The sequence below is a fragment of the Pseudanabaena sp. UWO311 genome (assembly GCF_006937785.1).
Lineage (GTDB): Bacteria > Cyanobacteriota > Cyanobacteriia > Pseudanabaenales > Pseudanabaenaceae > Pseudanabaena.
The window spans coordinates 33362-60113 of record NZ_SJEE01000021.1 but is presented as its reverse complement, the minus strand read 5'-3'; the positions used below and the strand labels follow the sequence as shown (position 1 = coordinate 60113).

Here is a 26752-nt window from a genome sequence, read left to right as displayed (position 1 = left end):
AGCCTGTACGGCTTTCTGAGTAAGCCGTACAGGCTTCTTAAGTGTATATTAAACTGACTTGAAAGAAACTATAAATTTGCTGCCTTTTCCTAATTCGCTAGTTACCTGAATATTCCCGCGATGCCTATTGGCGATCGCCTTGGCAATGGCCAGTCCCAACCCAGAACCGCCTGTAGTCCGTGAGCGATCGCTATTTACTCGATAAAAGCGATCAAAAATATGTGGCAAATCTTGCTCAGCGATGCCGATACCTGTATCGCGGATTTGGGCGATCGCATCGCGATCTTGGAGAGTCAGGGAAATAGAAACAGTTCCATTTAGATTGGAATATTGTATAGCGTTGGCGATGAGATTAGAGAATAGCCGATATAGCTGGGACTCATTGCCCATAATATATATAGGTGTTTCGGTCTTGAGATCGAGATTTAGGCTAATATCCGAAGCTAAGGCTAGGGATGCTAATTCTTCGACAAGATCGCAGAGAATATCGTTCAGACAACAGTGTGAAAACTTTGGTGGATTAGTCTCGATATCTAATCGGGACAATAGTAATAAATCCCCAACTAGTTGAGACAGGCGACTATTTTGGCGCTCAATCACATTTAAGACATTGCGAGAATCGGTTTCTGGAAGTACATCCATCGCTAAGGATGATTCAACCGTAGCTTGGATGGCGGCGAGGGGTGTGCGTAACTCATGGGCGACATCAGCAGTGAATTGTTGGATCTGCTGATAAGAGGTATAAACGGGTTGCATAGCGATTTTGGCTAAATACCAACTGGCGATCGCGATCGCCACAAATCCAATGGGAAGCCCCAATAATAGAGCTAGTCTTGACTCGCTCAAATGTCGATCATAATCTGCCATCGATCGCCCGATTTGCATATAGCCCCAAGGTAATCCTGCGGAATTTTTGAGCAATAGTGAAAATTGATAATAGTTCCTGCCTTGCGGATCTCTGAGTATTTGCCAAACTGCTTCCCGATTTACTTCTGATTCTGGCAAGTTGCCGACCGTGGCGATGGTCTGGTAACTGCGATCGCGAAAATGAATGTAATAATCATTGGTTTGGGTGACACCGAGAATATGTCGCTTGCTTTGATTTTGTGGAGAATTAGCACATGGTTCAGTGATTATGCAGAGATTGGGAAGTACATTCTGAACGTATGGATTCATTTGATCAGGCTGGTGCAACATTGGCTCAAGCGTATCGTGCAGAGTTCCCGCCACTGCTTCGATTTCGTCTTGTAAGCCTTGCCAATGAGCATGAACCATCATGTGATAAGCGCCTACTCCCGCGAGGCAGAGGATGATGCCCATCACACCTGAATACCAGAGGGCAAGTCGCCAACGGGCGCGAAAAAATAGACTATTCTGGTTCATCTAATTCCTTTATTAATTCAGGCTTCTGATTCAGGCGATACCCTAATCCATAGATGGTTTCAATGGAGATGAGGCAATTACTATCTGCTAGTTTACGTCTCAGTAAACGCATTTGGGCGGCAACCACATTGCTTTCTGGTTCTGATTGAATTTCCCATAGTTGATAGAGAATTTGATCGCGAGAAATAATCTGATTGGGACGCTGCATGAAGTATTCTAAAAGCTGAAACTCTTTAGCGGTTAAGGGAACTTGCGTGATTCCATTAGTATCTTTAGAAGAAACCGTTGCCGTATTGTAATCAAGGGTGAGATTTCCTACTTTTAATTGAATCGCTTGCAATTGAGGCGATCGCCTTTGTAATGCTCGCAATCGTGCCAACAACTCAACCATTCCAAAAGGTTTCACCAGATAGTCATCGGCTCCTGCATCCAGCCCAGTGACTCGATCTTCGATGCTATCTTTGGCGGTGAGCATTAAAATTGGCAAGGTGCTTTTTTGCGATCGCAATTTCTTACATAGTTCCAATCCTGACAATTTCGGCAACATCCAATCAAAAATCCCAACGGTATATTGAGTCCATTGGCTCTCCAGATAATTCCAAGCCTCAGCGCCATCCTTAGCCCAATCTACAACATACTTTTCTTGGCGCAAACGATTTGCGATCGCTGCGCCAAGGTCAGGTTCATCTTCTACTAACAGAATACGCATAGGTTATTTCTAGTAATCATATAATGTGCGGCGCTTTGCGCCGCACATTACAAAAAAATTATCGCTTAAAAGCAAATCTACCATTGATCTTCTCACCTTTAATTTCGCTGAGGATTACGACCTTGTATTCCCCTGCAATTGTCTCAGACAACAATGCTCCATAATGTTTCCCATCCGCCTTATATGGCATATCCAGAGATTTTTTTGTGCCATTGGGGAGTTGTACCTGTGCGCTTACTTTTGCATCAGGGATTGGTGAATGGTCACTACCATTTTGCAAAAATAGATCGATATGCACACCCCCATCTTCGTTGATCGAGACCAATTCTAAATGATATGCGCCAACTTCAACAACTTGTCCGCCTTGATTAGCTTTGCCATGATTCTCACTGGTTTTATCATTGGGCTTGTCACTGGCTTGGTCACTATTTTTGTCACTACTTTTTGGAGCAGTGGCTTTAGTTGATGCGCTAGGATTCGCGGAAGTTTGGATAGGATTTGGCGGCGCTGGTTTTGTCTCTGGGGTAGGACTAGAACAGGCAGCGATCGCGATGAGGCAAATTAAGCTTGATACGATGGTGAGAGATTTCAAGGATTTTAGCGATCGCATAATAATAAGCTCCTTTAGTTGTTTAGTGTTGAGCGGCAAAGCCGCACAGCAATTCTTATATGTTGATAGATAATTTGGGTTTGGGTACGAGGTATTTCCAGAACTGAGAGTAGATCGCTGGAAGTACGAGCAAAGTAAGAGCGGTGGAAGTAAATAAACCGCCCAAAACCACGATGGATAATGGTTGCAGTAATTCCTTACCCGCACCACCTGCCACAACTAGGGGCGCTAACCCTAGAGCAGATGTGAAGGCAGTCATCAGAATCGCATTGAGGCGTTCCATTGATCCTTGGATCAATAGATCTCTTAAAGGCATTCCTGACGCAAACTTGGTGTTGTAGTTGTCTACTAGCAATAGACCATTGCGAGTTGCGACCCCAAATAGAGTCACAAAACCCACCAAAGAGGCGATCGACAAAACGCCACCCATCAGCGCCACCGCTATCACACCGCCCACCATTGCTAGGGGCAGATTAATCATAATCATCACAGTGGAGGCAACTGATTTGACTGAGAGATACATGATTACTGTAATCACCACGAAGGCGATCGCGCTGAACAGCACAATATTTTGTGAAGCCCTTCCTTCGGCTTCAAATTGTCCTGCATATTGGATGTAGTAACCCGCAGGAATCTGAACCTGTTGCTTAACCTTTGCCTGAATTTCGCTCACGACCGATCGCAAATCTCGCCCCTGTGCATTTGCCGCCACGACAATCAATCGCGAAACATTTTCACGGTTAATTGTATTTGCACCCTTGCCATCGATTACCTTAGCTACTTGCGCCAATGGAATTTTATTCCCAGCGGGAGTATCCACCATCAGATTACCGATCTGATCTAAATTTTGACGCGCTTCAGGCTTCAGCCATACCACCAGATCAAAGGTTTGTTGTTGTTCTAAAACTTGAGAAACTACTTTCCCGTTTAAAGCTGTTTCAACTGTTTCCGAAAGTTTGCCAATGGTCAAACCATATCTTGCTGCTGCAATGCGATCAAATTTAATTTGAATTTGTTCTACAGGAATCTGCGGTTCTAGTTGCAGATCGACTACGCCTTCAACCGATCGCATGACATCATTTACTTGCTGTCCTAAAGTGCGAAGTTGTTCTAGTTCCGCACCAAAAATCTTGACCGCGATCGCACTTCTGACCCCAGACAACACTTCATCCATGCGGTGCGAAATAAATCCGCCGACATTTGGAGCCGCTCCGATCACCTTCCCAAACTCTTGGCGCAATAAATCAATGCTTGCTTTGCGATCCTTCATGCCCATCTCACTCAACTCCACATCGACATGCGCCAAGTTTACCCCAGCGGCATCAGCATCACCTTCCGCCCGACCAGAACGCACTTGAATGTTTTGGAATCTAGGATTGTCTTTCAGCTTATGCTCTATTACCGAGGCGGCGCTGTTGGTTGCTTCTAGGGATGAGCCGGGATAGAGCAGTAATGTATTAACTAGCGATTGCTCCTGAAATTCGGGGAGAAAGATGCGCCCGAAGGATGGAACTACGATCGCAGAGACCAGTAAACTCGTTGCTGCAATACCAATAGTGATCTGCGATCGCTGCATCGCAAATTTGATGAGTGGCAGATAAAGTTTTTTGAAGAACCTCGCTACCCAAGGTTCTCGCTCAGGGAGATGTCCATGAGGCAGCAAAATCGCGCAGAGGGCAGGTGTAACTGTAAGCGCCACAAAGCTAGAGGCTATTACTGCGGCTAAATAGCCCAATCCCATCGGAATAAAAATACTTCCTTCCACACCAGTGAGCGCAAAGATGGGAGAGAAGACAACAATTGTAATCACGGTGGCTCCAAATACCGAATCGCGCACTTCCTGACAGCCATCAAAAACCACCTCTAAAACTGGTCTAGGATGATCAGAATGTTTATTTTCCCTCAGACATCGGTACACATTTTCAGCATCAACGATCGCGTCATCCACCGCCGAACCGATCGCTACCGCCAAACCACCTAGAGTCATCGTATTCAAGCCTTGCCCTAACCAGTTGAGAGCCAATACTCCGATCAATAAAGACAAAGGCAAAGCCGCCAAACATACCAATAAGTTCCGCCAATTCATCAAGAAGGGAATCAAAATTAGGGCAACGATAATACTGCCTTCGATTAAGGCTTCCTGCACATTCTCAATTGAAGCATCGATATAAGCTTCTTGACGGAAGGTGGTGTTAATTTTAATACCTTCAGGTAAGCCTGCCTTCACCTCATTCATAGCGGCTTCTACGGCACGGGTAACGGAGAGTGTATCCGCTTGCGGCTGTTTATTAATGATTGCCACGACCGCCTTTTCTGTATTCACACTAGCATCACCCCGCTTCACTGCTGCACCAATTTTTACATCAGCGACATCACTAATCTTCACAGGTACACCATTACGAGACGTAATCACTGATTGTTTGAGAGCTTCAATATCTTCAATCCGCCCAATACCTCGAATCAATTTTTCGCGATCGGGCGTAATCAAATAACCACCCGCAGCATTCACATTAGCCGCCGCCACCGCATCTGATACCTCTTGCAGCGATACATTAAAAGCCTGTAATTTTTCAGGTGCAACTAGAACTTGATATTGCCGTACATCGCCGCCAAATACAATCACTTGGGCAACCCCAGATACAGCAAGCAAGCGATTAGTAACATGCCAATCGACAAATCGCCGCACTTCCATTAAGTCATTACTTTTAGAAGTAAAAGCATAGGTAATAATTGTCCCAATTGGTGAACTAATGGGAGCTATTTTGGGAGCTTCCACGGATGCGGGTAATTTACTTCGAGCCGCCTGTAATCGCTCTGTTACCAGTTGCCGAGCTTGATAAATATCGGTTCCCCAGTTAAAAATCACGCGCACCACGGAGATGCTAGCGGCACTCGAAGAACGCACCGCAGTTACTCCCGCAGTGCCATTAATGGCGCTCTCAATCGGCAATGTCACCAGTGACTCTACTTCTTCAGGGGCGAATCCTGCGGCTTCTGTTTGAATCTCAACTTGTGGTGGTGCAAAGGGAGGAAATACGTCTAAGGGCATTTGGACAATGGTACGAAATATCCAAATGCTAAGAATCATCGCCCCAAAAATAACCAACCAACGACGAGCGATCGCCCATTTAATGATGGCACTGAGCATGAAGTCAATTATCGAGTGTAAGTAGCTGTAGCATCTCACTCTCGCATACAACTATGAAACCAAGATGAAATCAGGATTTGGACAAAAATCAAATTGATTCGCAATAAATTTTTTGAGAGATAATCTATTGAAATATTCTTACAGATAAGTTGTAGACGATGCTTGCAGTGGGGGGATTACGCCATAAAAATAATATTAAGCGATCGCAACTAGGTATTCTCGATACTTTAGTAAAACCTGAATTAATACTCAATTTATTTTTCTTTGGTCTAATTCTCGTAATTGGTAAAGATCGGAGATGAATTGATACAATATGCTTTGAGCATTCTCTGATCGTTTTAATTCCTGTGTTGGATTATATAATTCGGAAAGAAGGGGGATGACTTCTGTATCTAAAGCATAGCGAAAAAGGTGTGTTGGTAAAATCAATTGAGCTGCATCTCGTAGATCATGCAAAAATTCTAATTCAAAACTTTCGGGATTAGATCTTGCGATCGCAAGTGGTCTAGCCCAACATCGTGATGAGATAGGGATGTTGTCGATCACTTCTGCAAATAGGTGCAACTTCTCACGTCGTCTATCTCTTGGGAAATCAATACAAACAATTTGATCTATTTTAAATTCGTCAGTCGAATATTTATTGGTCATTTTATTTGACCCTAGTTGTACTTCGTAATAGCTGCCGATCGCATATTTCTACGCTCATGGCAGGCTCCAAACAAGCTAAACCCTGACAAACGATCGCGATCGCATCAGGATTTGGTAAATGTTTATCAAGGCGTAACATCACCGCAGGCAGATATTGACGATTCAGATATTCATACTGCGTAGGCATAGTACGGACAAGGGTGTGATTGCGGAACCAGTCAAAGGCAGCTAACAGACTAGGGCAAGCCACAGGGCTATTCGTAATTACATGACCAAAGCGTTTGAGAGCTAACTCAGCACGGTCAAGATATTCCAATTTTTCAGTCAGGCTAGCAATGCGGACAAGATTCGCGATCGCAATTCCATTGGGTGAAGGCGTAGCATTATCTTGATAGTTGCGCTCTCGTAACAGCAAATGCTGGCTGGATTCGCTAGTAGTGTTGAAATAACCACCAGATAGAGCATCCCAGAAATCGCGATCGAATTCAGCTTGAATTGCGATCGCTTGTTGCAAATAAAAATGTGCCTCTTCTGGAATAGCTTGATGCATATCGAGAAGCGCTTTAATCAAGAAAGCATAGTCTTCTGATTGGGCTACTACGGCAGCTTGACCTTCATAATTAATCCGTTGTAAACGCCCTTCAATCCATTGATTTTCGAGAATGAACTTAGCTGCATTGACTGCGAGTTGTTTATAAATAGGCTTTTGAAAAGCACGATAGGCATTTGCCAAGCCTGAAATCATCAGCGCATTCCAAGCTGTGATTGCCTTGGTGTCTGTCACAGGTGGTACGCGCCCTTCCCAATCAATTTCGCGAATATCCGCTTGGCTTCGAGCCACAGGAAATGCATCAGTTGGGCGTGAATATTCCCCGTAACGTAGTCGAAATAGTTTAGTTAAACAAGTTTCAACCTCTGGAGATAGTTCACCATTTTTTTTGCGTTGCAAAACATTGGTTTCTTCAAAGTTACCAGTCACAGAAATCGTAAATTCTTGAACCAATAAGTCAAGTTCTGCCGCACTAAAATTCTTTTTGAGTTCCGAATAGCTCCACACCCAAAATTTTCCTTCTCTTCCTTCACTATCTGCGTCTTGTGAAGCATAAAAGCATCCTTCTTCGGCAAGCATTTCGCGCTGGAGCCATATGGCAGTTAGCTCACAACTACGAGCGATCGCAGGTTCTCTCAGTCCCGACATCCAGAGATTAGTCAGATATTCCATGATCAAACCGTTGTCATAGAGCATCTTCTCAAAGTGGGGTACTGTCCAAGTATGATCGACAGTATAGCGATGCCATCCCCCCGCCACATGGTCAAATATACCGCCAAGAGCTAAAGATAAACCACGCTGTTGGGCTTTATCTTTGAGGATATTGTCGCTCGATTCAGGTTTTAAAGATTCAAAACGACTCGCTCTTAATAAAAAATTGGCATAGGGAATCATCGGAAAACAAGTTCCATAATCGCGATTAGTGACGACTTCTGCACATTTAGCAATTCCATTTGCCAATACTTCATCGTTAATGATTGGTACGGGCGTGTGTTTATTAACTTGGTGCAGATTACGAACTATTTGCTCTTTATAATCTTGAATATCTTGATTGCGATCGTGATAGATTTCTAGAATTGATTGCAGTACTCGCAAGAACCCTGGTCGTCCATAGCGTGGCTCAATCGGGAAGTATGTCCCACCATAAAATGGAACCAAATCATCGGGAGCTAGAAACAAATTTAGAGGCCAGCCACCACTTTCACCCATAATCTGCACCGCTTGTAGATAGATGCTATCGAGGTCAGGGCGCTCCTCGCGATCGACCTTAATCGCCACAAAGCGATCGTTCATATAGTCCGCAATTACTGTGTCCGAAAATGCCTCATGCTCCATCACAGTGCACCAATGGCAGCTAGAGTAACCAATTGACAAAAAGATTGGCTTGTTTTCAGTTCTCGCTTTTTCTAAGGCTTCATCGCCCCAAGGATACCAATCAATCGGGTTATCAGCGTGTTTACGGAGATAGAGACTTTGCGATTGCGCGAGACGATTGGGCATAGGGCAAAATTTGACTTTGCGAAAATGGGTAAAGGTATTGTAAACAGTCTAACTCTTTGTTTCACAAATATCGCCAAGCAAAACAACGTAATAGAGCCCTAAGCCCAAACAATCAAATGGTGTTGCGAAGCAACACCATTTGATTGTTTGGGGTGGATATCGCATAAAATATAGTCAGTGTGGACATCACAATTATCGCGATCACTGTTTACAGTGATTTTCGATCAAACCCGAACCAAGAAATTTTAGGTAAGTAATATGTTCAAGGTAGCTGTAGGTCATAGTAACGATCCTGATAGTCTAGAAGCTATCAACGAAACCATAGAACAATGCCAACAATCTCTTGATGGGGAAATACCTCAAGCGGGTATTTTGTTTGCTGCGATCGATTTTGAACATAGCTTAATTCTGCAACGTATTAACGAGACATTTCCCAATATTGAACTAATCGGCGGTACTACTGATGGTGAAGTGTCCTCAGTCTTGGAATTTCAGCAAGACTCGATAACCTTAATGCTCTTCTGTTCGGACGAGATCGAAATTCGAGCATCCATTGGGCGAAATGTTTCTGAAGATCCTATCGAAATCTCTCGCAAATCGGTTGAGGCTGCTGAGCAGCAGCTTACTCTACCCGCCAAGTTTTGTATTGCTGTGACTGAGAGTCTTACCACCAGTATCGTCTCTATTTTGCAAGGCTTAGAATTAGCCCTCGGCAACTTGCCAATCTTTGGTGGAGCCACTGCCGACCAATGGCGGTATAAACGTACTTACCAGTTCTATAAAACTGAAGTGCTTAGCGATGCCGTGGCGACATTGCTATTTGCGGGAAATATTCTGTTTTCTAACGGAACTGCTAGTGGATGGCAACCCATTGGCAAACGTAGCTTAGTTACTAAAGTCGATAAAAATATCATTTACGAAATTGACCACAAACCTGCCTTAGATTTTTATCACTATTACCTTGATATTGATAAACCTGATAATGTTTATCCTCTAGCAGTATTTCCTCCCAATGAAGAAACGTTTTTTCTGCGGGGAGCCATTGCTTACGATCTGCAAACAGGCAGCATTACAGTGTCAGACAATATCCCAGAAAACTCGAGCGTCCAAATTACCTATACATCACTTGAAGATGTTATTGCTGCGTCGCAGGTCTCATTTGCTGAAGCAAAAGCTAATTATGCAGGGCAAGAACCTGAAGCCGCGCTGTTTTTCTCCTGTGCTTGGCGTAGACAAATTTTGGGTACAAGAACCAATGAAGAATATCGGGCGATCGCAGGTTCGCTCAAGCAAGTTTTGACTTGTTGTGGATTCTATACCCATGGAGAAATTTCTCCATTGCGCGGAAATGGACAATCTTTTTTCCACAATACAACTTTTGTAACTTTGCTACTTGGCAATCATTAAGTAAGTAATAGTGGGCGGCGCTTCGCGCCGCCCACTATTACTATAAAAGATTAGGATGCTTAGCGCGAAGCGCTGAGCATCTCACCCAAACAACTAGTAAAAAACTATGGAAGTTGAAGACTACACATCTAAAATCAAAAGTTTAGAGAAAGAAAATCGCATTCTCAAAAAGAAACTAGAGCGATCAGAGATTGATCGCTCTATGCTTGAAGCAGCTGATCGGAACAAAGAAACTTTGCTAAAAAAAGTGATTTGTGACTTGCAAGAATATCAAAGTATTCTCGAAATGAAGAGTAATGATCTAGAGCAGACGTTAACCAATTTGTCACTCATGCAAAATAAATTAGTTGAAGCAGAAAAAATGGCGGCTTTGGGTGGACTAGTAGCTGGTGTTGCCCATGAAATCAATACGCCAGTTGGGACAAGTATCACCCTAGCTTCTACTCTAAGGGATGAAACTCAATTGTTGTCCACATTGATCGAAGCTGGATGTTTAAAAAAATCACTATTAAAGCATTATCTAGAAATTGCTACAGAAGTAAGCTGTTTAATATTGAGTAATTTAAATCGTGCGGGGGAGTTAGTGCAGAGCTTTAAGCAGGTTGCAGTAGATCAATCTAGCTCTGAGAGACGTAGTTTTAAAGTCAAAGAATATATACAGGAAGTAATTATAAGCATTTTACCTCAATTTAAACAGAACTTATGGAAAGTGTCTATTAGTGGAGATGATACGATACAAATCTACAGCTATCCAGGGGCTCTAGCTCAAGTAATAACAAACTTTATTAATAATTCTATCCTCCATGCTTATTTACCTAATAAGATTGGGAATATTAGTATTTATATTCAACAAGAAAGCGATCAGGTAATTATTCAATATAGAGATGATGGATCTGGGATCGATCCAGAAATATTTGGTCGGATCTATGATCCATTCTTTACTACTGCGCGGGATAAAGGTGGAACAGGTTTAGGGCTGCATATTACCTATAACTTAGTAACTCAAAAGCTTCAGGGCAGCATTGATTGTGAAAGTGAATTAGGAAAAGGTACAATATTTACAGTAAGATTACCTGTCTCTATAGAAGCTTTCAAATAATTTTAGTTGTAGTTTTTAAATCATAATAAATGCATATATTTACCACCATGTCAACTTCTAATAAGCCTCAAAATACCATCTTAAATAATCAACAACAAAATATTTTTCTTTCTAGCGATGAAGATAGCGATAAAGATGATGAAATCATTTTTATGGACGAAGATTACGTAGACATAGAAAATACTCCTGATTTAGGAATAAATCAAACACAAATTAATTTAGATAGATGGAAAGTGATTATTGCTGATGATGAACCTGATGTGCATAGAGCAACTCAAATAGCGCTTGACAATCTTATATTTGAGAGCAAACCAGTAGTTTTTGTCTCGGCATATTCTGGAGAAGAATGTAAGCAATTAATAAATCTACATACTGACGCTGCCTTGATACTTCTTGATGTAGTCATGGAAACTAATGATGCAGGACTGAGATTGGTAAAGTATATTCGCGAAGAGTTAGATAATCATCAGATTCGTATTGTTTTGAGAACAGGGAATTCTGGGGAGGCTCCTGAGGATTCTGTCATACTTAATTACGATATCAACGATTACAAACTTAAGGTAGATCTGACTCGCCAGAACCTACTGACAACTTTGCTCGCTTCTCTTCGAGCTTATCGAGATATCATCACAATAGAACATCAGAAAATCAAGTTAGCACAAGCTCTTGAGAAGTTGCAGGAAAGTCAAATTCAACTTGAGGAATATGCGTTTACTTTAGAAAAGAAAATTGCTGAACGGACATCAGCGCTAGAGACAGCTAATCTAAAGCTTCTGCGTCTAGCAACAATAGATGGTTTAACACAGGTGGCAAACCGTCGTTGCTTTGATGAATATTGGCTTCAACAGTGGATTCTACTACAGGAAGAGAAGCAACCTCTTTCATTAATACTTATGGATGTAGACTATTTTAAGAACTACAACGATCATTACGGACATCTAGCTGGAGATGAATGTTTAAGGCAAATTGCTCAAGGTATTAGTAAATTACTAATGCGTCCTCAAGACTTGGTAGCTCGCTATGGTGGAGAAGAGTTTGTTGTGATATTACCGCATACCCCAATTGAAGGAGCAAAAAAAGTTGCCGAGGGGATTATATCCATTATCTATGATCTCAATCTTATTCACGCCGAATCACAAGTAAGCGATCGCGTCACCTTAAGTATCGGTGTGGCTTGTGTTGTACCTAACGATGATCTTTCTTGGGAAGTGCCAATTTCGTTGGCAGACAGAGCTTTATACCAAGCCAAACAGGGAGGTCGTAATCGCATTGTCTTAGCTAGATAGTCTCCCAAAACCCAAAAGAAGGTTGCGGCGCACCGCAACCTTCTTTTGGGTTAGCAACTTGTTTTCTGACTAATCCAATCTTTGAGATTATTCGGTACTGTAGTAAAATGGACATAAATAGGTTGAGTAAATTGCGATCGCTTTGCAGAAATGTCTGTTGCGACCGCAGGCGGTAGAGACTCAGATATCACTTGATGCTCGTGCTGATGCTTTAAAACTTTGGCATAGATTTCACCTTCGATCTCTAGTTGCTGATCTTGGTCATAGATCTGGAGATGTAGTTTGAGATTAGTTAATTCAGGAACATCGTGATCAGAGAAAATCTCCGCCCCATAGGGAGATAGCTGCTTTAGCTCTCCCTCAAACATTTCTGTACCTAAATGCTTCTCTTCTAAAATGCGATAGGTGATTGGAATTGGAGTTGGCAACAATTGTAAGGAGTCGCTGAGAGAAGGAAGTTCTAGATTATATATTCCACCAAGACCACAAATATCGTAGATGGAAATTGGATGTGATACGCCTTTAGGTTCTACTTCCATCGATCCGTTGATCTTAGCGATGTCTTCAATTTCCTTGTAAGTAGCTTCCGATATTAAAATTTGTCCACCCACAGTATAGGATTCAATCCGCGCTGTGAGATTCACATGATTACCAACTACAGCATATTTAGCGCGAGATTGAGAACCGATATTACCAGCAACGACTTCACCTGTATTAATACCGATTCCCATCGCGATTTCAGGGAGTTGTTGTTGAGTGAGTTTCTCATTCACCGATCGCATGGCTAATTGCATAGCGATCGCACTAGCTACTGCCCGAACCGCATCATCTTCACGATAAATCGGCGCACCAAATAGCACTAAGATCGCATCGCCAATAAATTCATCAATCGTGCCTTGGTAAGTCGCGATCGCCTCGGTCATTGTGCCAAGAAAAATATTGAGAATTTCCACTACTTTTTCAGGAGGCATCTTTTCGGAAATTGTGGAAAAGCCGCGCAGGTCACACATGAGAATTGTGACTTTGCGGCGATCTCCCCCTAGCTTTAGACCCTCAGGCGTTTCTAATAAACTTTTAACTACGGCATCGGTTAAATAGCGGCTAAAGTAAGTGCGAATTTGCGCCGCCGTAATTGCTAGATAGCTAGTGACAATCACCCCACCACCAATAAACGCGATCGCCGCAGGTACAAAAGGCAACCACCAACCATAGCTAAGGGCGATGAAACAAGAACCAACTAAGCCTAATGTCAGCCCTAGGACAATGGGCAATCGCAAAACTATCACCAGAAAGTCTAGGTTGCTAGTCTTAACGTTCCGCCATTGCCAAATCAAAAAAGAACCAGCTAAAGACCAACCAAAAATCCACAGCCATTCCCAAGGTTTATCCCATGTCTGGATTGTGGCTCTGCCATCAAGAGTGCTGCTAAGTATATGACTCACAATCTGAGAATGAACTTCTATTCCTGCGGTCAAAATTCTTGTACTGCCAAATCCACCATCCAGAGGAGTGAAAAACCAATCCCTAATACTTACAGCAGTTACCCCAATCATCACGATGCGATCGCGGAATAAATCTGGTGCTATTTTCCCCTCCAATACATCCGCCATTCGCACAGTCTGAAAACCTTGAAGTGATCGACGGTAATTAATTATAAATTGATGTCCTCCCACGTCAATTCGATTATAACCACCATCATTAGCTCTTAATTTTGGAGGCTTTAGAGCTTGCTCAATTTGTTCAAGGGGAATAGTTTTTTCCTCATCCAGATAGAGTAAGGCTAGTTGCAAACCAAAACTAAGCCCCACTTTGCCATCAGGTAAACTCAAGGATAGTAATCCACGACGAAGACGACCATCTCCATCGTGGACAAGATTGATTGCACCAATTTGATCCAGTTGGGCAAGCGCAGGCGGAGGTTTAATGTCTGAAACCGAGAAATTTGACGTAACTAAATCAGATGTTTTGTAAGCTCCTATCAAATTAGGAGTGGTCTTAAATAGTTTTTCTAATTGGGGATAGCCAGCATTATCTGTTTTGTCTCGAACTAGATCTAAGCCGATCGCACGCGGCTTTTGTTGCCTGACTTTATCTAACAACGTTGTCAATAAAGCGTCATCAATCGGCCATTGGTATTGGCGTATATCAGCTTCATCAATGCCAATAATCACGATCCGTTGATCTGTAGGTTCAGACGATCGCCATCGAAAAAACTGATCGAGCATGGCTAATTCAAGCGATTCAAGTGCTCCAATTAGCCGTAACCCGATCACCAATAGGGAAATTGTCGGCGCAGCGATCGCAATCCCGCGCCATTTCCACAAGCTGTTCTTAAATCGAGATCTAATTGCCATATACTCGGAAATATTTAAACAGGTAAGGAAGGTCGGAGCAAAGCTCCGACCTTCCTTACCATTACTAATAGACGTAGCTCTGTTTAGGTGGCGAAGTGCGCTCAGAAGTCGGCTCACTTAAGACTACGCCTTTCAAAAATGAATATGGAAGAACACGATCTAGCTTAGCTGATTTCAGTAAATCATTCCATTCACTGACAATCTCTGGCTTTTTAGAAATACCTTGCTGAGCATCAGCCAAAGTTTGGACAGTTTCAAACCAGATTCCCTCTTGAGCAAACAAAGCAGCTCGATCTAAAGGTAGCAAGGCTTTTTTGAGTTGAACAACTAAATTTGGGCTTGGCAAAACTCGGCGAATAGAGCCGCGCACTGTCCCAGAATCAGTTAAACCTCCAACTGTAAATTTCCATACATAGGTTTTGTCAAGTTTTAAGATTGAAGCCCCTTTAACAGTAGGCATTTTAAAAGCGAGAATACCTGCCTTGCTTTTGACCTTAAAAGATGTGCGGTAAACTCGTTTACCTTCAGGTAATGAACTATCGGCTTCAGAAAGATAAAAGTACCCTCGACCATCAGTTTCTGGAATGAGGAAATAAAATGTTGGACTTTCGGAAATCGTCTGAGGGACAGGAGCATTTTCTGCTTTTAAGTCTGGAACTAGCCCAATTAGACAAGCTTCTGTCGTTTCACAAACACTCCGAGTAGCACCTGGAGTTGAGACTATAGGAGTACCAAGATTGCTAGGTGGGGTATAGCGAACCCTGCGAGACTGAGCTTGAGCTAAAGGGGTAAAAAGACTCAAAGACAAGGGCAAGGCTACTGTACTTACAGCTAAACAAGAGCAAGCCGATGCTATTAAAATCTTTTTTGATGCAAATTTGGATAAAAACATGATGCGATCGCCTCTAGAAAAGTGATCTGTATGGGTATGGTGTGCAGTTTAGCTCATCACCTAATAATACCCATGAGATAGTTAGATACTAATAAAGAATGCATCTCTTATCAAAAAGTTGCTATAGACATTCGACTTAACTTTAGGAAAGGATTTATATGGTAAGAATAGGCGGCGCAAAGCGCCGCCTATTCTTACTTATTTAGTTTCATTGAAAGTCCGCTGTCGGCGGACTTTCAATAAAATTGTTTTTGGCGGTAAAGCATATTATGATAATTAGAAAAATTTATTAAAATTGTTACGAAACTATGGATATCTTGTCATTGGGTTGGTTTGGCGTGCTTGGTATGTTTACACTTTCGATCGCTTTTGTCGTCTGGGGACGCAACGGTCTATAAGAATAAAAAAAGGGGGGCGCGTTGCGCCCCCCTTTTTTAATTCTCACCGATTAATGTAAATGCTGCCCAATTCAGTGGGTCAGGATACTTAGCTTTGGTGGCAAGCATAGCGTGACGAATGGCTTGCGCTTTGTTCTGTTCAGCCTGAAACTTTTTATAAAACTCGGTCATTAGCAATGCTGTTGGCTCATCAGGTACAGCCCATAGCGACACGACAACACTGGGAACACCCGCGCTAATTAGCGATCGCGATAGCCCTATCACACCATCACCCGTTAATAAGCCTTGTCCAGTTTTGCAAGCACTTAGTACCACCATCTCCGCATTCAACCGCATCGTCACAATTTCGCTAGCCGTCAAAAATCCATCATCTCCTGAGCTAGGTGCAAGGGCGATCGCACCTGGGATATCGCCTTTACGATATTCTTCTAATAGTCCATGGGTAGCGAGATGGACAAAACGAGCAGATTTCATCTTACTAACAACTTCTACTTTCGTAGCGCTGTCGCCTGTCAAAAAAGTAGTATTTAGCAAAGTTGCGATCGCTTTTGCCTCTTTTTCAGCTCCTAATAAAGTTTGTAATTGGGTGGGCGGATTTCCGAGACTAGGCATAGTGGGATTGCCAACTATGAGAACTTCCTGCAAATCAACTTTTTTTACTTGTTGTCTAAGTTGGTGAGTGAAATCGAGAACTTGAATAGCAGGAGCGATTTGGACTGTATGCTTCTCAATTAAGAATTGATCCTTAGAATTAATTAGTGCTGCAAATGGAACTAGGAAAAGCAATCCTTGAGGCAAGAAAATCACTCTGGTATTTGCATCTTTAGGCAGTAAGTCTTGGATTGGCTGAATCAGAACTGCATATAATTGCTTGAGATCCCCATACTTCTCTAGTACTTCCTTAGGATCTCGAACAATTCCATTCGCATCGTTAAACAAGCTGCGAATATCCGCAACCAAATCCACTATAGAAACATCAGATTTTTTGAGATCAACCTCACGAAACGCGATCGCACCCGAAGGCTGCACTACCCAAATATAGAGCTTGATAAATTCACCCTTAAGCTTTCCCTGACCGATAAAGCTAGGATCAGCAATCAGAGAATATTCCACCATTACCGCATTCTGTTGTTTTGCTATACGACGAATATCGGCAATACTAACAGGTGCTAAAGATGGAATAATGGCTTCATTTTTCTGTACTGCTTTTGGTGCAGAGCTTGAGCTGACACGACGGGAGAGAAGCTCTGCAAAAGCACGGGCTCGACCTCTCTCGGCAATCTCTAAAGCTGCTTCAGGGTTGCCCTGAGCAACCATAATCTGTTGCAACAAATTAAAAGCATGAAGCTGTGTATCAAAAATCGAAACCTTATCACCATCACTTAAGTTAGAACGCAGAGATTCCAATAGGTTCAGACTCGTGAGAAACTTCTGCTCTGCTTCTGCATACTTTTGTGATCGCCAAAGTGTATAGCCCCAATTGCCTAAAGTCGTTGCTTCTAAGCGACGATCGCCGATTTGCTTGGCTAGCTGCCAGCTTTGCTCTTGCAAAAATAAAGCTTTGTCGTATTCTTCCAAAAACACATAGGCTAACCCCATACCAACGACTGCGGCTCCTTCCATACGAGGATTTTTAAGTTCCTTAGCAACGGTTAATGCTTGCTCGTAATACGAAATTGCTTCTTTATATTTGCGCTGAACATGATAGTTAGAGCCGATATTATTCAGCGCGTTTCCTTCTGCTTCTCGAAAACCAATTTTTCTCGCGTTAGCAAGGCTTTCCTGATAATACTTGATTGCTTGGGGATATTCTTCTTGTGTACCTGCGATCGCACCCAAACTATTTAGCAAAGAAACAATTCCATTGCCATTACCTACTGCCTTGGCAATTTTAAGACTAAGCTGAAAAAAACTCTCGGCTACACGGTAATTGCCAAGGTCATAGTGAATATTACCAAGACTAGCCAGAACCTGTCCTTCTCCTTGCTGATCGTTTAGTTCTTTTCTAATTGCTAATCCTTGGTTTTGCACTTCCAGAGCTTTGGCATAGTTCCCGACCACGCGATAGTTGTTACCCAAATTTCCGAGGGCATTGGCTTCAGTGCGGCGATCGCCTAGACTTTGTGCTAAAGCTAGCAATTGCTGTGAGTAAGCGATCGCTTGTTCGTATTTGCTGAGCTGTTTAGATGCTTCTGCTAAGCCCCCAAGGACATCTATTGCGCCCTTAATATTTTTTTGCTGCTGATAGAGGTTTAGTGCTTGCAGCCAACTCGCGATCGCAAGATCAAACTTTTGTGCTCGAAATTGCTGTAACCCAGTCTGGACAAGCTCATCTGCGGATGATCGCGCATCTTGAGATGGGATCGTAGGATTCTGAATTCCTGCTGCCAATACTGCGATCGGCGATGTTAAGCCAATTGCAAATAAGATGGCGATCGCAAAGCCTTTACTTTTCATAGGAGCGAATTATTCTTTGCATGGTGGCAATTTAGAGCGATTTGGATTTTGGGCAGTGCGAGTTACTGTCGCCGAAGGCAAAGAAGCCGTGAAATTCAGAATTGGTTTCTTTGTCCCAGTAGGTTCGCAGTCCTTAATTTCACCAGCATTTGCTTGCAAGTCAGCCGTCCGTGCAGATGCGATCGCATCACTATTCAAAGTATTAGCAGCCAAGGTACTCGCCAGCCCAGTATTAGAGGTAAATGACTGGTCAGAAAGTAAAGTAAAAACTTGAGGTGGAATACTCGCAATGCCAATGCCAATTTGACCATCGACACCACTGGTTGTCGGAGTTTTGCCAACTACAAAATTGCTGTCATTGAGAAGGCGGATATTGATCAAATTATTACCTCCATTACCAGAAATAATAGGAGCTGCATTACCAAATTGCAGGGAAACATTCCCTTGAGAAGCTAAGTTTGCATTTGCGGAAAAAGTATAAATACTGTACTTCGTATTTTGTACTGCTCCATTAAAAGTGGGAGCACCATTTATCGGAGTCCCCGTTACCCGAAACTGCCCCGCCGTAATGTTAATGATGCTATCAGTTGTCATCGAAACTTGCCCAGTTCGTAAGAAACCGTTGTTAACTAGCACAGCACCATTGGGTGCATTCAAATTCAAGGTGACACCTGCTTCCGCTGGGCTGTTGCGAATCAAGAAATTTCCAGTGATATTAACATTCCGATTCTGAGCAGTAAGTGTAAGCGTGGGACTGACCGTTGAATCAAAGAAAAACGAAGAACTAAACCCATCAGTGTCGATTAAACTAGTATCGACATTAATATCTCGACCAGCAATAAAGCTCAAAGACTGAGTATTTCCGCCACCAAAATCAAAACCAAAATTGGGGACATTGATATTAATGTCATTTCCAGCTTGAAAAGTAATAGAAGTAGCTTGAGTATTGTTGAAAGTTGTAGAGCTATCAAGGGTGATGTTGTTAGTTGCTTGCAGGACAACATTGCCTGCTACACCACGAAGATCGGAATCTTGAATGTTGATATCAGTTCCAGCTAAAAAAGAAGACGGGATTGTTGGGTTTGCACCTAATAAAAGTTGCGCAGCAACGCCTCCACTACTTGCCGCACTGCTAATAGTAATGTTAGCTGGATCAAGCAAGAGTGTTCCAGCTAACCCATTCAAGGCTGTTGTATTCACTTTCCCTTGAAACAGTAAGTTCTCTTTACCCGATACTTCGACAAAGCCGCCATTACCAATAACTAAACCACCTTTTGCAGAGATGCTTCCTAAAAATGTGGTTGCCAGATCTGCCCAAGCAATCACTTTGCCACCATTACCACTTTGGAGTGCATCTGCAAGAATTGTTGAGTCTTTACTCACAAAAGTATATTGGGCATTAGGAACTATCCCTTTTCCTTGTAAATCTCCACCTATGAGGACAGTGCCGCCACCGATCGCACCCGAAGCATTGAGATTTGCAGAAACTAGACCAACGCGATCGCCTAAGACATTAATCTCACCACCTTTAGCCGTAGTGCTTGACACATCGAGATTGCCTGAAGCGATTGCAGTTCCCGCAGTATTAGGAATTGCTATGCCAGCGACAAGCACATTGCCTGATGCATCAGTATTTAAACCCGTCATATTCCGAAGGTTTGCAGAACCAGTCAGTAGACTTGGTAGATCCTTAGCCTGAACATTTGACTGCGCTAATTGATTCTGATCAGCGATCGGTAGTTGCAAACTCAGCAAGCTTCCTTCAGGTGTGATTTTGACGTATTTTCCATCTGCTGATGCAGCGATCGTGATTTTGCCTGATGGTGAAGTAATGGTGCCCGTATTAATTACCAAACCACCTACGAGAGTAATGCTCTGTCCTTCTTTAGCAGTGAGATTGCCAGCATTAACGATCGCAGCAGGTTGCTCATTCGTTGGCATCGTAGTAGAACTAGCAAAGCCAAAAGCTTGAGGAGTTCCAGTTAACTTCTTGACATCATCAATCCCAGTATTTACTCCAAACCAACCATTTCCCACTTGAATTCCATTTGCTGTAGTTGCTGTGAACGCCGCAGGAACATTCAAACTAGAATTCGCACCAAAAATAATTCCCGCAGGATTTAATAAATAGAGATTAGAATTACCACCCGTAACCTGAACTAGTCCATTAATTACCGAAGCATTACCACCAGACACCCGCGCCAGAATATTCTGAATGCTGGGATTGGACATAAAGTTAGCAATCTCTCCCTGAGTTAAGCCAAATTGCTGGAAACTGTGATAGAGATTTGCGGCGGCTTGTGTGCCACCTGTGATATTTAATTGTTGAGCGTTAGTAATATCAGGGGCTACTTGTGTTCCTAAATTACCTGAGCCTTGAGTTGGCACAATTGACTGAGCAAATGCTTCACTTCCCATAACAAAGGGTTGCATCAATAGCAATGCGATCGCTGCTCGTCTAATTTGCGTAAAATTACTCTTGACAACTAAAGACATTGAGCTTCTCCTTTGTTATAAGTTGAAATGAATATTATTCTGTAACTATTCTTAGCTATTTTAACCGCTTTTAATTATTTTAATTGAGAGGATGCTTATACCAGATCTTAATCTTTCAAATCATAGAACTGTGAGCGCATGACAAAAAACTTTTATAACATTGAAACATCTGAGAAATGTTGTAAATCGTATTAACTTTTGTGTATTGAACACTAAGAAGTAAAAAAATATGCCTCAAATCTCCAATCTCAAGTTATTCTTTGATGAACTGTCGCTATCCAAAATTGATATTATTAGCATGAGCTTATTTAAACTAATTAGTCATCATCGCTCAAATCTGTTCGCTGTGAGCTTTATGCTCCTTGGCTCTGTAGAAATGGCAGCAGCAGAGAAGATTAATTCGCGCGTTTCCCTACCAAATCCATCGCCTGTAGTCTCGTCACCAATTGCTCAAGCGATCGCAGTCAAAAAAGTTGAAATTATTGGTAGCACAATCTTAACTAGTGCCGAGATAGCTGCGATCGCCAAAACTGGAGAAGGGCAACAAGTAACTCCTGAGCAGATCGAAAAAATAGCTCAATCAGTTACACAAATCTATGCAGATCGCGGATACATAACTTCACAAGCAGTAGTTGATACAGAGAAAACTGCTAATGGCATAGTCACTATTAAAGTTATTGAAGGTAAAGTCGAGAAAATTGAAATAGTTGGCTTAAAAAATACCAATCCAGATTATGTGCGATCGCGATTGGAATTAGGTACTGGCACACCTCTTAACACTGCCAAACTTGAAGATCAGTTGCGTTTGTTACGAGCAGATCCCATATTTAGCGATATTGAAGCAAGTTTAAAATCAGGAAGTCAGCCCGATAGCAGTATTCTTGTGGTTACAGTTAAAGAAGCAAATCAGTTTGGTGGATTTGCTAGTATCGATAACTTCTCTCCTCCTGCTGTGGGCTCAGAACGCTATGGTGGAGGACTATTCTTTAGAAACCTTTCTGGCAATGGCGACACATTAGCAGCTTCCTATTACGGAACAACGACAGGAGGCTCCAATCAATATGATCTCTCATACAATATTCCACTCAATCCCATGAATGGAACCCTGTCATTGCGATATTCTCCCAGCAACTATCGAATCACTCAAGCTCCATTTGATGTCCTAAATATTCGCGGCAATAGCAATCTCTTTGACTTGAATTTTCGTCAGCCTTTAATTAGGTCAAGTGTAGAAGAATTTGCTTTATCCATTGGTTATAGCTATCAAAGAGGACAAACATTTGCTTTTAATAATCTGGCTACACCCTTTGGCATTGGGCCAGAGCCAGATGGGACAACTCGCACTAGTGTAATCAAATTTGGTCAAGACTATACCTTACGCGATCTTGCAGGAGCTTGGTCATTGCGATCGCAGTTTAGTATAGGCACAGGTTTATTTGGCTCCACCAATGTCACAACACCGAGTGGCTCCTTCCTAAGCTGGCTAGGACAGATTCAGCGTGTGCAGTCCTTGGGGACAGATTCATTACTGATTGGCGCTTTAGATCTGCAACTATCTGCCGATCCGCTGTTATCTTCGCAGCAATTTACAATCGGCGGTGGTCAGTCTTTGCGAGGATTTCGCCAAAATGCCCGTACTGGAGATAATGGAATTCGATTCTCCCTAGAAAATCGCTTTGTGGCACTCCGCAATGACTTAGGTGCAACATTGTTGCAAGTCATTCCATTTCTAGATACTGGGGCAATCTGGAATCATCCCAATAATCCAAACACTTTACCTAGTCAAAACTTTTTAGCTGGCGGTGGAGTGGGATTGCTATTTACACCATTAGAACGATTAAATATGCGATTAGATTATGCAATCCCCTTTGTCAATCTCAGCGATCGCGGCTCTAATCTACAAGAATCCGCCTTTTATTTCAGTTTGGGCTATCAGTTCTAAATATTGTCAAATATCCCGTTCCAAACGGTCTAAGAAAAAAGGTTCACTAAGTGAACCTTTTTTCTTAGATTTTCTCAGCGATATATTTAGCAATTCGGGCAGATGCTCCTGCTTTGCCCATGCGCTCCTCACCATTGCGACTTACCTCTTGGAAGTAATCAGGATCTTGCAAAATCTCATTGAGCACATCCGCAACCTGAGCTGGCTTTTCGATTAAATTAATTGAGCAGCCTAACAGATCCGCTTGTTCTTCAGCAAACTTGCGCGTGAATTGGGGGCCATTTCCCGCGATCGTAATCACAGGTTTGCCTAAACCCACCATCTGTTCTGTCGCAGTGCCTGCCATCGCCAATCCCAAATGACATTGATGTAGACAATCACTAAAGCCATCTTGCAATAAAATGAGCCGTGCATTTTGAACTTTAAAAGTAGTTTCATCAATTCGCTGCCAACCCTTTTGGATTATGCTCTGCCCAATAATTTCCATATCTAAGTCAGGTGCGATCGCTACTAAAAAATGGACATTATGAGGAATCGCACGGGAAACAACTTGGGCGCAAAGCATCAATGTCATCCAGTTTTCATAGGCTTCGGGCGCTCTCGAACCTGGAAGAATTGCTACCGCCCATTCATCTTCGCCGATACCAAAACTCATGCCTTTTGGTTCAAGCCCATCCATCATTGAGTTACCTAGATAGATCGCTGGCAGTTTAAAGTCTTGATTCAAGATTTCGGCAGTTAATAGATCTCGGACAAATATAGCCTTGCAGCGATTGCTGTTCATCAAAGCGCGTTCCCAAGGAAAAAAATTGGAGCCGCCAAAAGGTTTTTTGACATGGGGCAAACTACTTTTGCGATCACGCCAAAAATATTCTGACTTAGCCGTGGCAACAAATGCAAAATTACAGCCACTAAACTGAGATGGTAGCCATGCAAACAGCAATGGCACAATGTCTCCCACCGCTAAAATCAGCCGCTTGCTTCTACGATTTTCCCGTGACCAATTCCATACAAACCCCAATTGTTTACGTGTTAGTCCAACCAAGCCACTTTTGACATCACGCGCTAACTGACGGCTATCCATACGGACAAATCCCCCCGATGGCATCGCCTGCGTAAATTTCTCGACGATCGGGATATTTGCTTTAGTATAGGCATGCCCCACGCCCACAAGCGGCAAGGCGATCGCTGAAAATCCCAATTTCTCTAGTTCAATGCAGATACGGGCAGCGATGATATCTTCACCATGTCCGTTACTGATACATAAAATTTCCACGTTTTACCAAAAAATCTAATTTGCAATTCTAAATTAATAATTTGCTTTACGTAGATAGAATTCCTACGATAGCTGAGGTTTAGGGCTGGCACGGGGGATTGCCCCTACAGAACACAAATTATTCAGGTAGGGGCAATCCCCCCGTGGTTGCCCTGCTTCGCTAGCAGCAAGAGATTCATCATCTGCGTCCTGCGTAACAGCAATTAGTAATTTGCTGTGCCAAGAGTACAACAAATCATTATGGGGCTAATTTAACTTTAATAGAAACTGCGACATTATGCTTAATCCGCGCTGAGCAGCGCAAATTAAAAACTGTTGTACTGGGCAAAGCCCAGTACAACAGTTTTTAATTTGATTAGCTTAAATAGGTGTAACCATTTAAGCAATGTTCATATTTTTGCAAAAACAACCTTGCTTCATCCAGAGTAATTTGCTTCTCTTGGAGAGCGCGTTCTGTCTCTTGACGAATATTTTCCAGCATCGCTTCGCGATTGTACTGCACATATTCCAGAACCTCGGTCATCGAGTCACCCTTAATTACATGCTCAACCTTATAGCCATTAGGAGTTGCATGAATATGAACTGCATCAGTGTCACCAAAGAGATTATGCAAATCGCCAAGAATCTCTTGATAGGCTCCACCTAGAAACAAAGCTAGAAAGTAAGGCTCTTCGGAAATAAAAGGATGTAACTCAAGCACAGACTTGACATCGCGCAAATCGATGAAACGATCAATTTTGCCATCGCTGTCACAGGTGAGATCAGCGATCGTGCCGCGACAGATGGGTTCTTCATGCAATCGATGGATTGGCATAATTGGGAACAATTGGTCGATCGCCCAACTATCGGGAGCAGATTGGAATACTGAGAAATTACAATAGTAAGTCAGTGCCATGGCACGTTCAAGATCTTCAAGATCGTCAGGCACGTAATTCAGTTTGCGTGTTACTTTGAGAATGCGATCGCAACATTCCCAAAACAAACGTTCAACTCTGGCGCGTTGCTTGAGGCTTAGATAGCCAAAGGTGAACAGGCTAACTGCTTCTTGATTAAACTGGACGGCATCATGATAAATCTCTTGGTAATTATTCTCATTGATGTTTTCCAATGCTTCAAAAAGATTGCGGACGATTAGATGCTCATCCTCTTTTAGCGGTGCGATAGGCTGATTAGGGATACCGCTAATGCCAACTACATCGAAGACTAGAACCGATTGATGGGATGCGATCGCACGACCGCTTTCACTGGTCAAAGTTGGCACAGGTACGCCTTTTTCTGCGCAGGCATCCTTAATTGCCGCCACGATATCGTAGGCATAGTTCTGCATACTATAGTTTTTAGAGGCATAGAAATTGGTTTTGGAACCATCGTAGTCAACGCCTAAGCCACCACCAACATCGAGATGCCCCATCGGTGCACCCATTTCTGCAAGCTGCACGTAGATTTGTCCTGCTTCGCGTAAGGCATCTTTGATCGTGCTGATATTGCTAATTTGAGAACCGATATGGAAATGTAACAATTTCAGGGAATCCAGCATATTTGCCGCTTCCAATTGTTCAAAGGTTTCTAGGATTTCCCACATACTCAAACCAAACTTTGCGCGATCGCCTGTCGAGTCTTCCCAATGACCTAGACCTTTAGCACTCAGTTTTGCTCTTACTCCAACCACGGGGGCAATTCCCAGCTTAGTTGCAGCGCGGATGATCATTTCCACTTCTTCCAGTTGCTCGATCACAATGATCGTATTTTGCCCCAACTTTCGCGCCAGTAAAGCCGTTTCAATATATTCGGCATCCTTGTAGCCATTGCAGATTAGTAACGAGCCAGGGGTGCGTAAAGTAGCAAGAGCAATCAATAATTCGGGCTTAGAACCTGCTTCTAGACCAAACTGAAACGGTTTACCATATTTGGCAATTTCTTCAACCAATTGCCGTTGTTGATTGACTTTGACAGGGAAAACGCCACGATAAACGCCATTGTAGTTATAGCGTGCGATCGCTTTAGCAAAGGTAGAATTAATGCGCTCAATGCGATCGGCTAAGATATCCGAAAATCTCACTAATATGGGCAGACGTAACCCTCTCTGCTTGAGATCGTTAACTAAATCAAAGAGGTCAATGCAACCACCGCGATCGCCTTTGGGGGATACGGTCACATGTCCTGCTTCGTTAATACTAAAATAAGGTTCTCCCCAGCCATTGATGCGATAAAGTGATTCACTGTCTTGAATAGTCCACTTTTTTGCATCTGCAACAACAGGTAATTGAATCTCTTGCAACATTGTTAATAAACCTTTGATAAACCCTATGAACCTTGATCTACATAGTGAAGCATGGCTAGCACTTTACGCTCACCGTATCAACTTTAGCACTTTCAAATAAATCTAGTATCTAAGCCAGAAAATAGTCTAGATCTTTTTGAACATAGTAATTCTCATTATGAAACCGATTTTGGTGTTTCCAGTATCGCAGGCGATGGAAACACCAAAATAGTTTTTTGAAAGCCCGCCTTAGGTGGGCTTTCAAAAAACTGATTTTTATAATGAGAATTGCTGTTCTAGCGCCTGCGGCGCTGGAAAACTCAAAATTAAGTGTTAA

Annotated in this window: 17 protein-coding genes; 5 read left to right on the top strand and 12 right to left on the bottom strand. The window is 42.7% G+C overall.

The window, feature by feature from the left end; genetic code table 11:
* Window positions 1-48 precede the first annotated feature (48 nt).
* From rppB to PseudUWO311_RS15980, 6 genes are all read right to left on the bottom strand, one after another.
* Entirely contained in the window at window positions 49-1383 is a 1335-nt protein-coding gene (gene rppB / locus PseudUWO311_RS16005) for a two-component system sensor histidine kinase RppB (protein WP_142656247.1), read from the bottom strand.
* Window positions 1370-2092, bottom strand: coding sequence for a two-component system response regulator RppA (gene rppA / locus PseudUWO311_RS16000; protein ID WP_142656246.1), 723 nt, complete (start codon window positions 2090-2092; stop codon window positions 1370-1372). Before rppA ends, rppB begins: the two co-directional genes overlap by 14 nt.
* 58 nt (window positions 2093-2150) lie before the next feature.
* Window positions 2151-2702 carry a hypothetical protein gene (locus PseudUWO311_RS15995; RefSeq protein ID WP_142656245.1) on the bottom strand — a complete coding sequence of 184 codons (552 nt, stop codon included), beginning with the start codon at window positions 2700-2702 and terminating at the stop codon, window positions 2151-2153.
* A gap of 55 nt (window positions 2703-2757) precedes the next feature.
* Window positions 2758-5850 carry an efflux RND transporter permease subunit gene (locus tag PseudUWO311_RS15990; protein WP_142656244.1) on the bottom strand — a complete coding sequence of 1031 codons (3093 nt, stop codon included), beginning with the start codon at window positions 5848-5850 and terminating at the stop codon, window positions 2758-2760.
* A 249-nt stretch (window positions 5851-6099) separates the two neighbouring features.
* Window positions 6100-6498, bottom strand: a complete 399-nt coding sequence (locus PseudUWO311_RS15985; RefSeq protein ID WP_142656243.1) for a hypothetical protein — start codon at window positions 6496-6498, stop codon at window positions 6100-6102.
* A gap of 1 nt (window position 6499) precedes the next feature.
* Window positions 6500-8548: a thioredoxin domain-containing protein gene (locus PseudUWO311_RS15980; RefSeq protein WP_142656242.1), complete on the bottom strand. Its 2049-nt coding sequence runs from the start codon at window positions 8546-8548 to the stop codon at window positions 6500-6502.
* Between the two features lie 258 nt (window positions 8549-8806).
* Here PseudUWO311_RS15980 and PseudUWO311_RS15975 point away from each other — a divergent pair, with 258 nt between their 5' ends.
* The 3 genes from PseudUWO311_RS15975 (at window position 8807) to PseudUWO311_RS15965 (ending at window position 12340) form a co-directional block, all read left to right on the top strand.
* A complete protein-coding gene (locus tag PseudUWO311_RS15975) occupies window positions 8807-9955 on the top strand; it encodes an FIST signal transduction protein (protein ID WP_142656241.1) in 1149 nt (382 codons plus the stop codon).
* A gap of 106 nt (window positions 9956-10061) precedes the next feature.
* Window positions 10062-11054, top strand: coding sequence for a sensor histidine kinase (locus tag PseudUWO311_RS15970; protein WP_142656240.1), 993 nt, complete (start codon window positions 10062-10064; stop codon window positions 11052-11054).
* Between the two features lie 47 nt (window positions 11055-11101).
* Entirely contained in the window at window positions 11102-12340 is a 1239-nt protein-coding gene (locus tag PseudUWO311_RS15965; protein WP_223807605.1) for a diguanylate cyclase domain-containing protein, read from the top strand.
* Between the two features lie 50 nt (window positions 12341-12390).
* Here the strand turns inward: PseudUWO311_RS15965 and PseudUWO311_RS15960 are convergent, their stop codons facing one another.
* Both PseudUWO311_RS15960 and PseudUWO311_RS15955 read right to left on the bottom strand, forming a co-directional pair.
* On the bottom strand, window positions 12391-14694 hold the full coding sequence (locus tag PseudUWO311_RS15960; RefSeq protein ID WP_142656239.1) for a CHASE2 domain-containing protein: 2304 nt from the start codon (window positions 14692-14694) through the stop codon (window positions 12391-12393).
* 64 nt (window positions 14695-14758) lie between these two features.
* A complete protein-coding gene (locus tag PseudUWO311_RS15955; RefSeq protein WP_190303526.1) occupies window positions 14759-15496 on the bottom strand; it encodes a DUF928 domain-containing protein in 738 nt (245 codons plus the stop codon).
* Window positions 15497-15894: 398 nt separating this feature from the next.
* Here PseudUWO311_RS15955 and PseudUWO311_RS15950 point away from each other — a divergent pair, with 398 nt between their 5' ends.
* Window positions 15895-15984 (top strand): cytochrome b6-f complex subunit PetN, encoded by a 90-nt coding sequence (locus tag PseudUWO311_RS15950; protein WP_094535177.1) that lies wholly within the window; start codon window positions 15895-15897, stop codon window positions 15982-15984.
* Window positions 15985-16020: 36 nt separating this feature from the next.
* Here the strand turns inward: PseudUWO311_RS15950 and PseudUWO311_RS15945 are convergent, their stop codons facing one another.
* Complete coding sequence (locus tag PseudUWO311_RS15945) at window positions 16021-18441, bottom strand: CHAT domain-containing protein (RefSeq protein WP_142656237.1); 2421 nt, start codon at window positions 18439-18441, stop codon at window positions 16021-16023.
* Between the two features lie 9 nt (window positions 18442-18450).
* The gene (locus PseudUWO311_RS15940; RefSeq protein ID WP_142656236.1) at window positions 18451-20937 is read right to left on the bottom strand and encodes a filamentous hemagglutinin N-terminal domain-containing protein; all 2487 of its coding nucleotides are present in this window, start codon (window positions 20935-20937) and stop codon (window positions 18451-18453) included.
* Window positions 20938-21166: 229 nt separating this feature from the next.
* Here PseudUWO311_RS15940 and PseudUWO311_RS15935 point away from each other — a divergent pair, with 229 nt between their 5' ends.
* Complete coding sequence (locus PseudUWO311_RS15935; protein WP_223807604.1) at window positions 21167-22879, top strand: ShlB/FhaC/HecB family hemolysin secretion/activation protein; 1713 nt, start codon at window positions 21167-21169, stop codon at window positions 22877-22879.
* A gap of 64 nt (window positions 22880-22943) precedes the next feature.
* On the opposite strand, the gene PseudUWO311_RS15930 is transcribed toward PseudUWO311_RS15935, so the two are convergent.
* Window positions 22944-24155: a lipid-A-disaccharide synthase-related protein gene (locus PseudUWO311_RS15930; RefSeq protein WP_142656235.1), complete on the bottom strand. Its 1212-nt coding sequence runs from the start codon at window positions 24153-24155 to the stop codon at window positions 22944-22946.
* Window positions 24156-24510: 355 nt separating this feature from the next.
* On the bottom strand, window positions 24511-26436 hold the full coding sequence (speA, locus tag PseudUWO311_RS15925) for a biosynthetic arginine decarboxylase (protein ID WP_142656234.1): 1926 nt from the start codon (window positions 26434-26436) through the stop codon (window positions 24511-24513).
* Between the last annotated feature and the right edge of the window lie 316 nt (window positions 26437-26752).

Bases quoted from the DNA above. Each gene is read 5' to 3' on its own strand.
- rppB (WP_142656247.1), bottom strand. From the start codon at position 1,383: ATGAACCAGAATAGTCTATTTTTTCGCGCCCGTTGGCGACTTGCCCTC.
- rppA (WP_142656246.1), bottom strand. From the start codon at position 2,092: ATGCGTATTCTGTTAGTAGAAGATGAACCTGACCTTGGCGCAGCGATC.
- PseudUWO311_RS15995 (WP_142656245.1), bottom strand. From the start codon at position 2,702: ATGCGATCGCTAAAATCCTTGAAATCTCTCACCATCGTATCAAGCTTA.
- PseudUWO311_RS15990 (WP_142656244.1), bottom strand. From the start codon at position 5,850: ATGCTCAGTGCCATCATTAAATGGGCGATCGCTCGTCGTTGGTTGGTT.
- PseudUWO311_RS15985 (WP_142656243.1), bottom strand. From the start codon at position 6,498: ATGACCAATAAATATTCGACTGACGAATTTAAAATAGATCAAATTGTT.
- PseudUWO311_RS15980 (WP_142656242.1), bottom strand. From the start codon at position 8,548: ATGCCCAATCGTCTCGCGCAATCGCAAAGTCTCTATCTCCGTAAACAC.
- PseudUWO311_RS15975 (WP_142656241.1), top strand. From the start codon at position 8,807: ATGTTCAAGGTAGCTGTAGGTCATAGTAACGATCCTGATAGTCTAGAA.
- PseudUWO311_RS15970 (WP_142656240.1), top strand. From the start codon at position 10,062: ATGGAAGTTGAAGACTACACATCTAAAATCAAAAGTTTAGAGAAAGAA.
- PseudUWO311_RS15965 (WP_223807605.1), top strand. From the start codon at position 11,102: ATGTCAACTTCTAATAAGCCTCAAAATACCATCTTAAATAATCAACAA.
- PseudUWO311_RS15960 (WP_142656239.1), bottom strand. From the start codon at position 14,694: ATGGCAATTAGATCTCGATTTAAGAACAGCTTGTGGAAATGGCGCGGG.
- PseudUWO311_RS15950 (WP_094535177.1), top strand. From the start codon at position 15,895: ATGGATATCTTGTCATTGGGTTGGTTTGGCGTGCTTGGTATGTTTACA.
- PseudUWO311_RS15945 (WP_142656237.1), bottom strand. From the start codon at position 18,441: ATGAAAAGTAAAGGCTTTGCGATCGCCATCTTATTTGCAATTGGCTTA.
- PseudUWO311_RS15940 (WP_142656236.1), bottom strand. From the start codon at position 20,937: ATGTCTTTAGTTGTCAAGAGTAATTTTACGCAAATTAGACGAGCAGCG.
- PseudUWO311_RS15935 (WP_223807604.1), top strand. From the start codon at position 21,167: ATGCCTCAAATCTCCAATCTCAAGTTATTCTTTGATGAACTGTCGCTA.
- speA (WP_142656234.1), bottom strand. From the start codon at position 26,436: ATGTTGCAAGAGATTCAATTACCTGTTGTTGCAGATGCAAAAAAGTGG.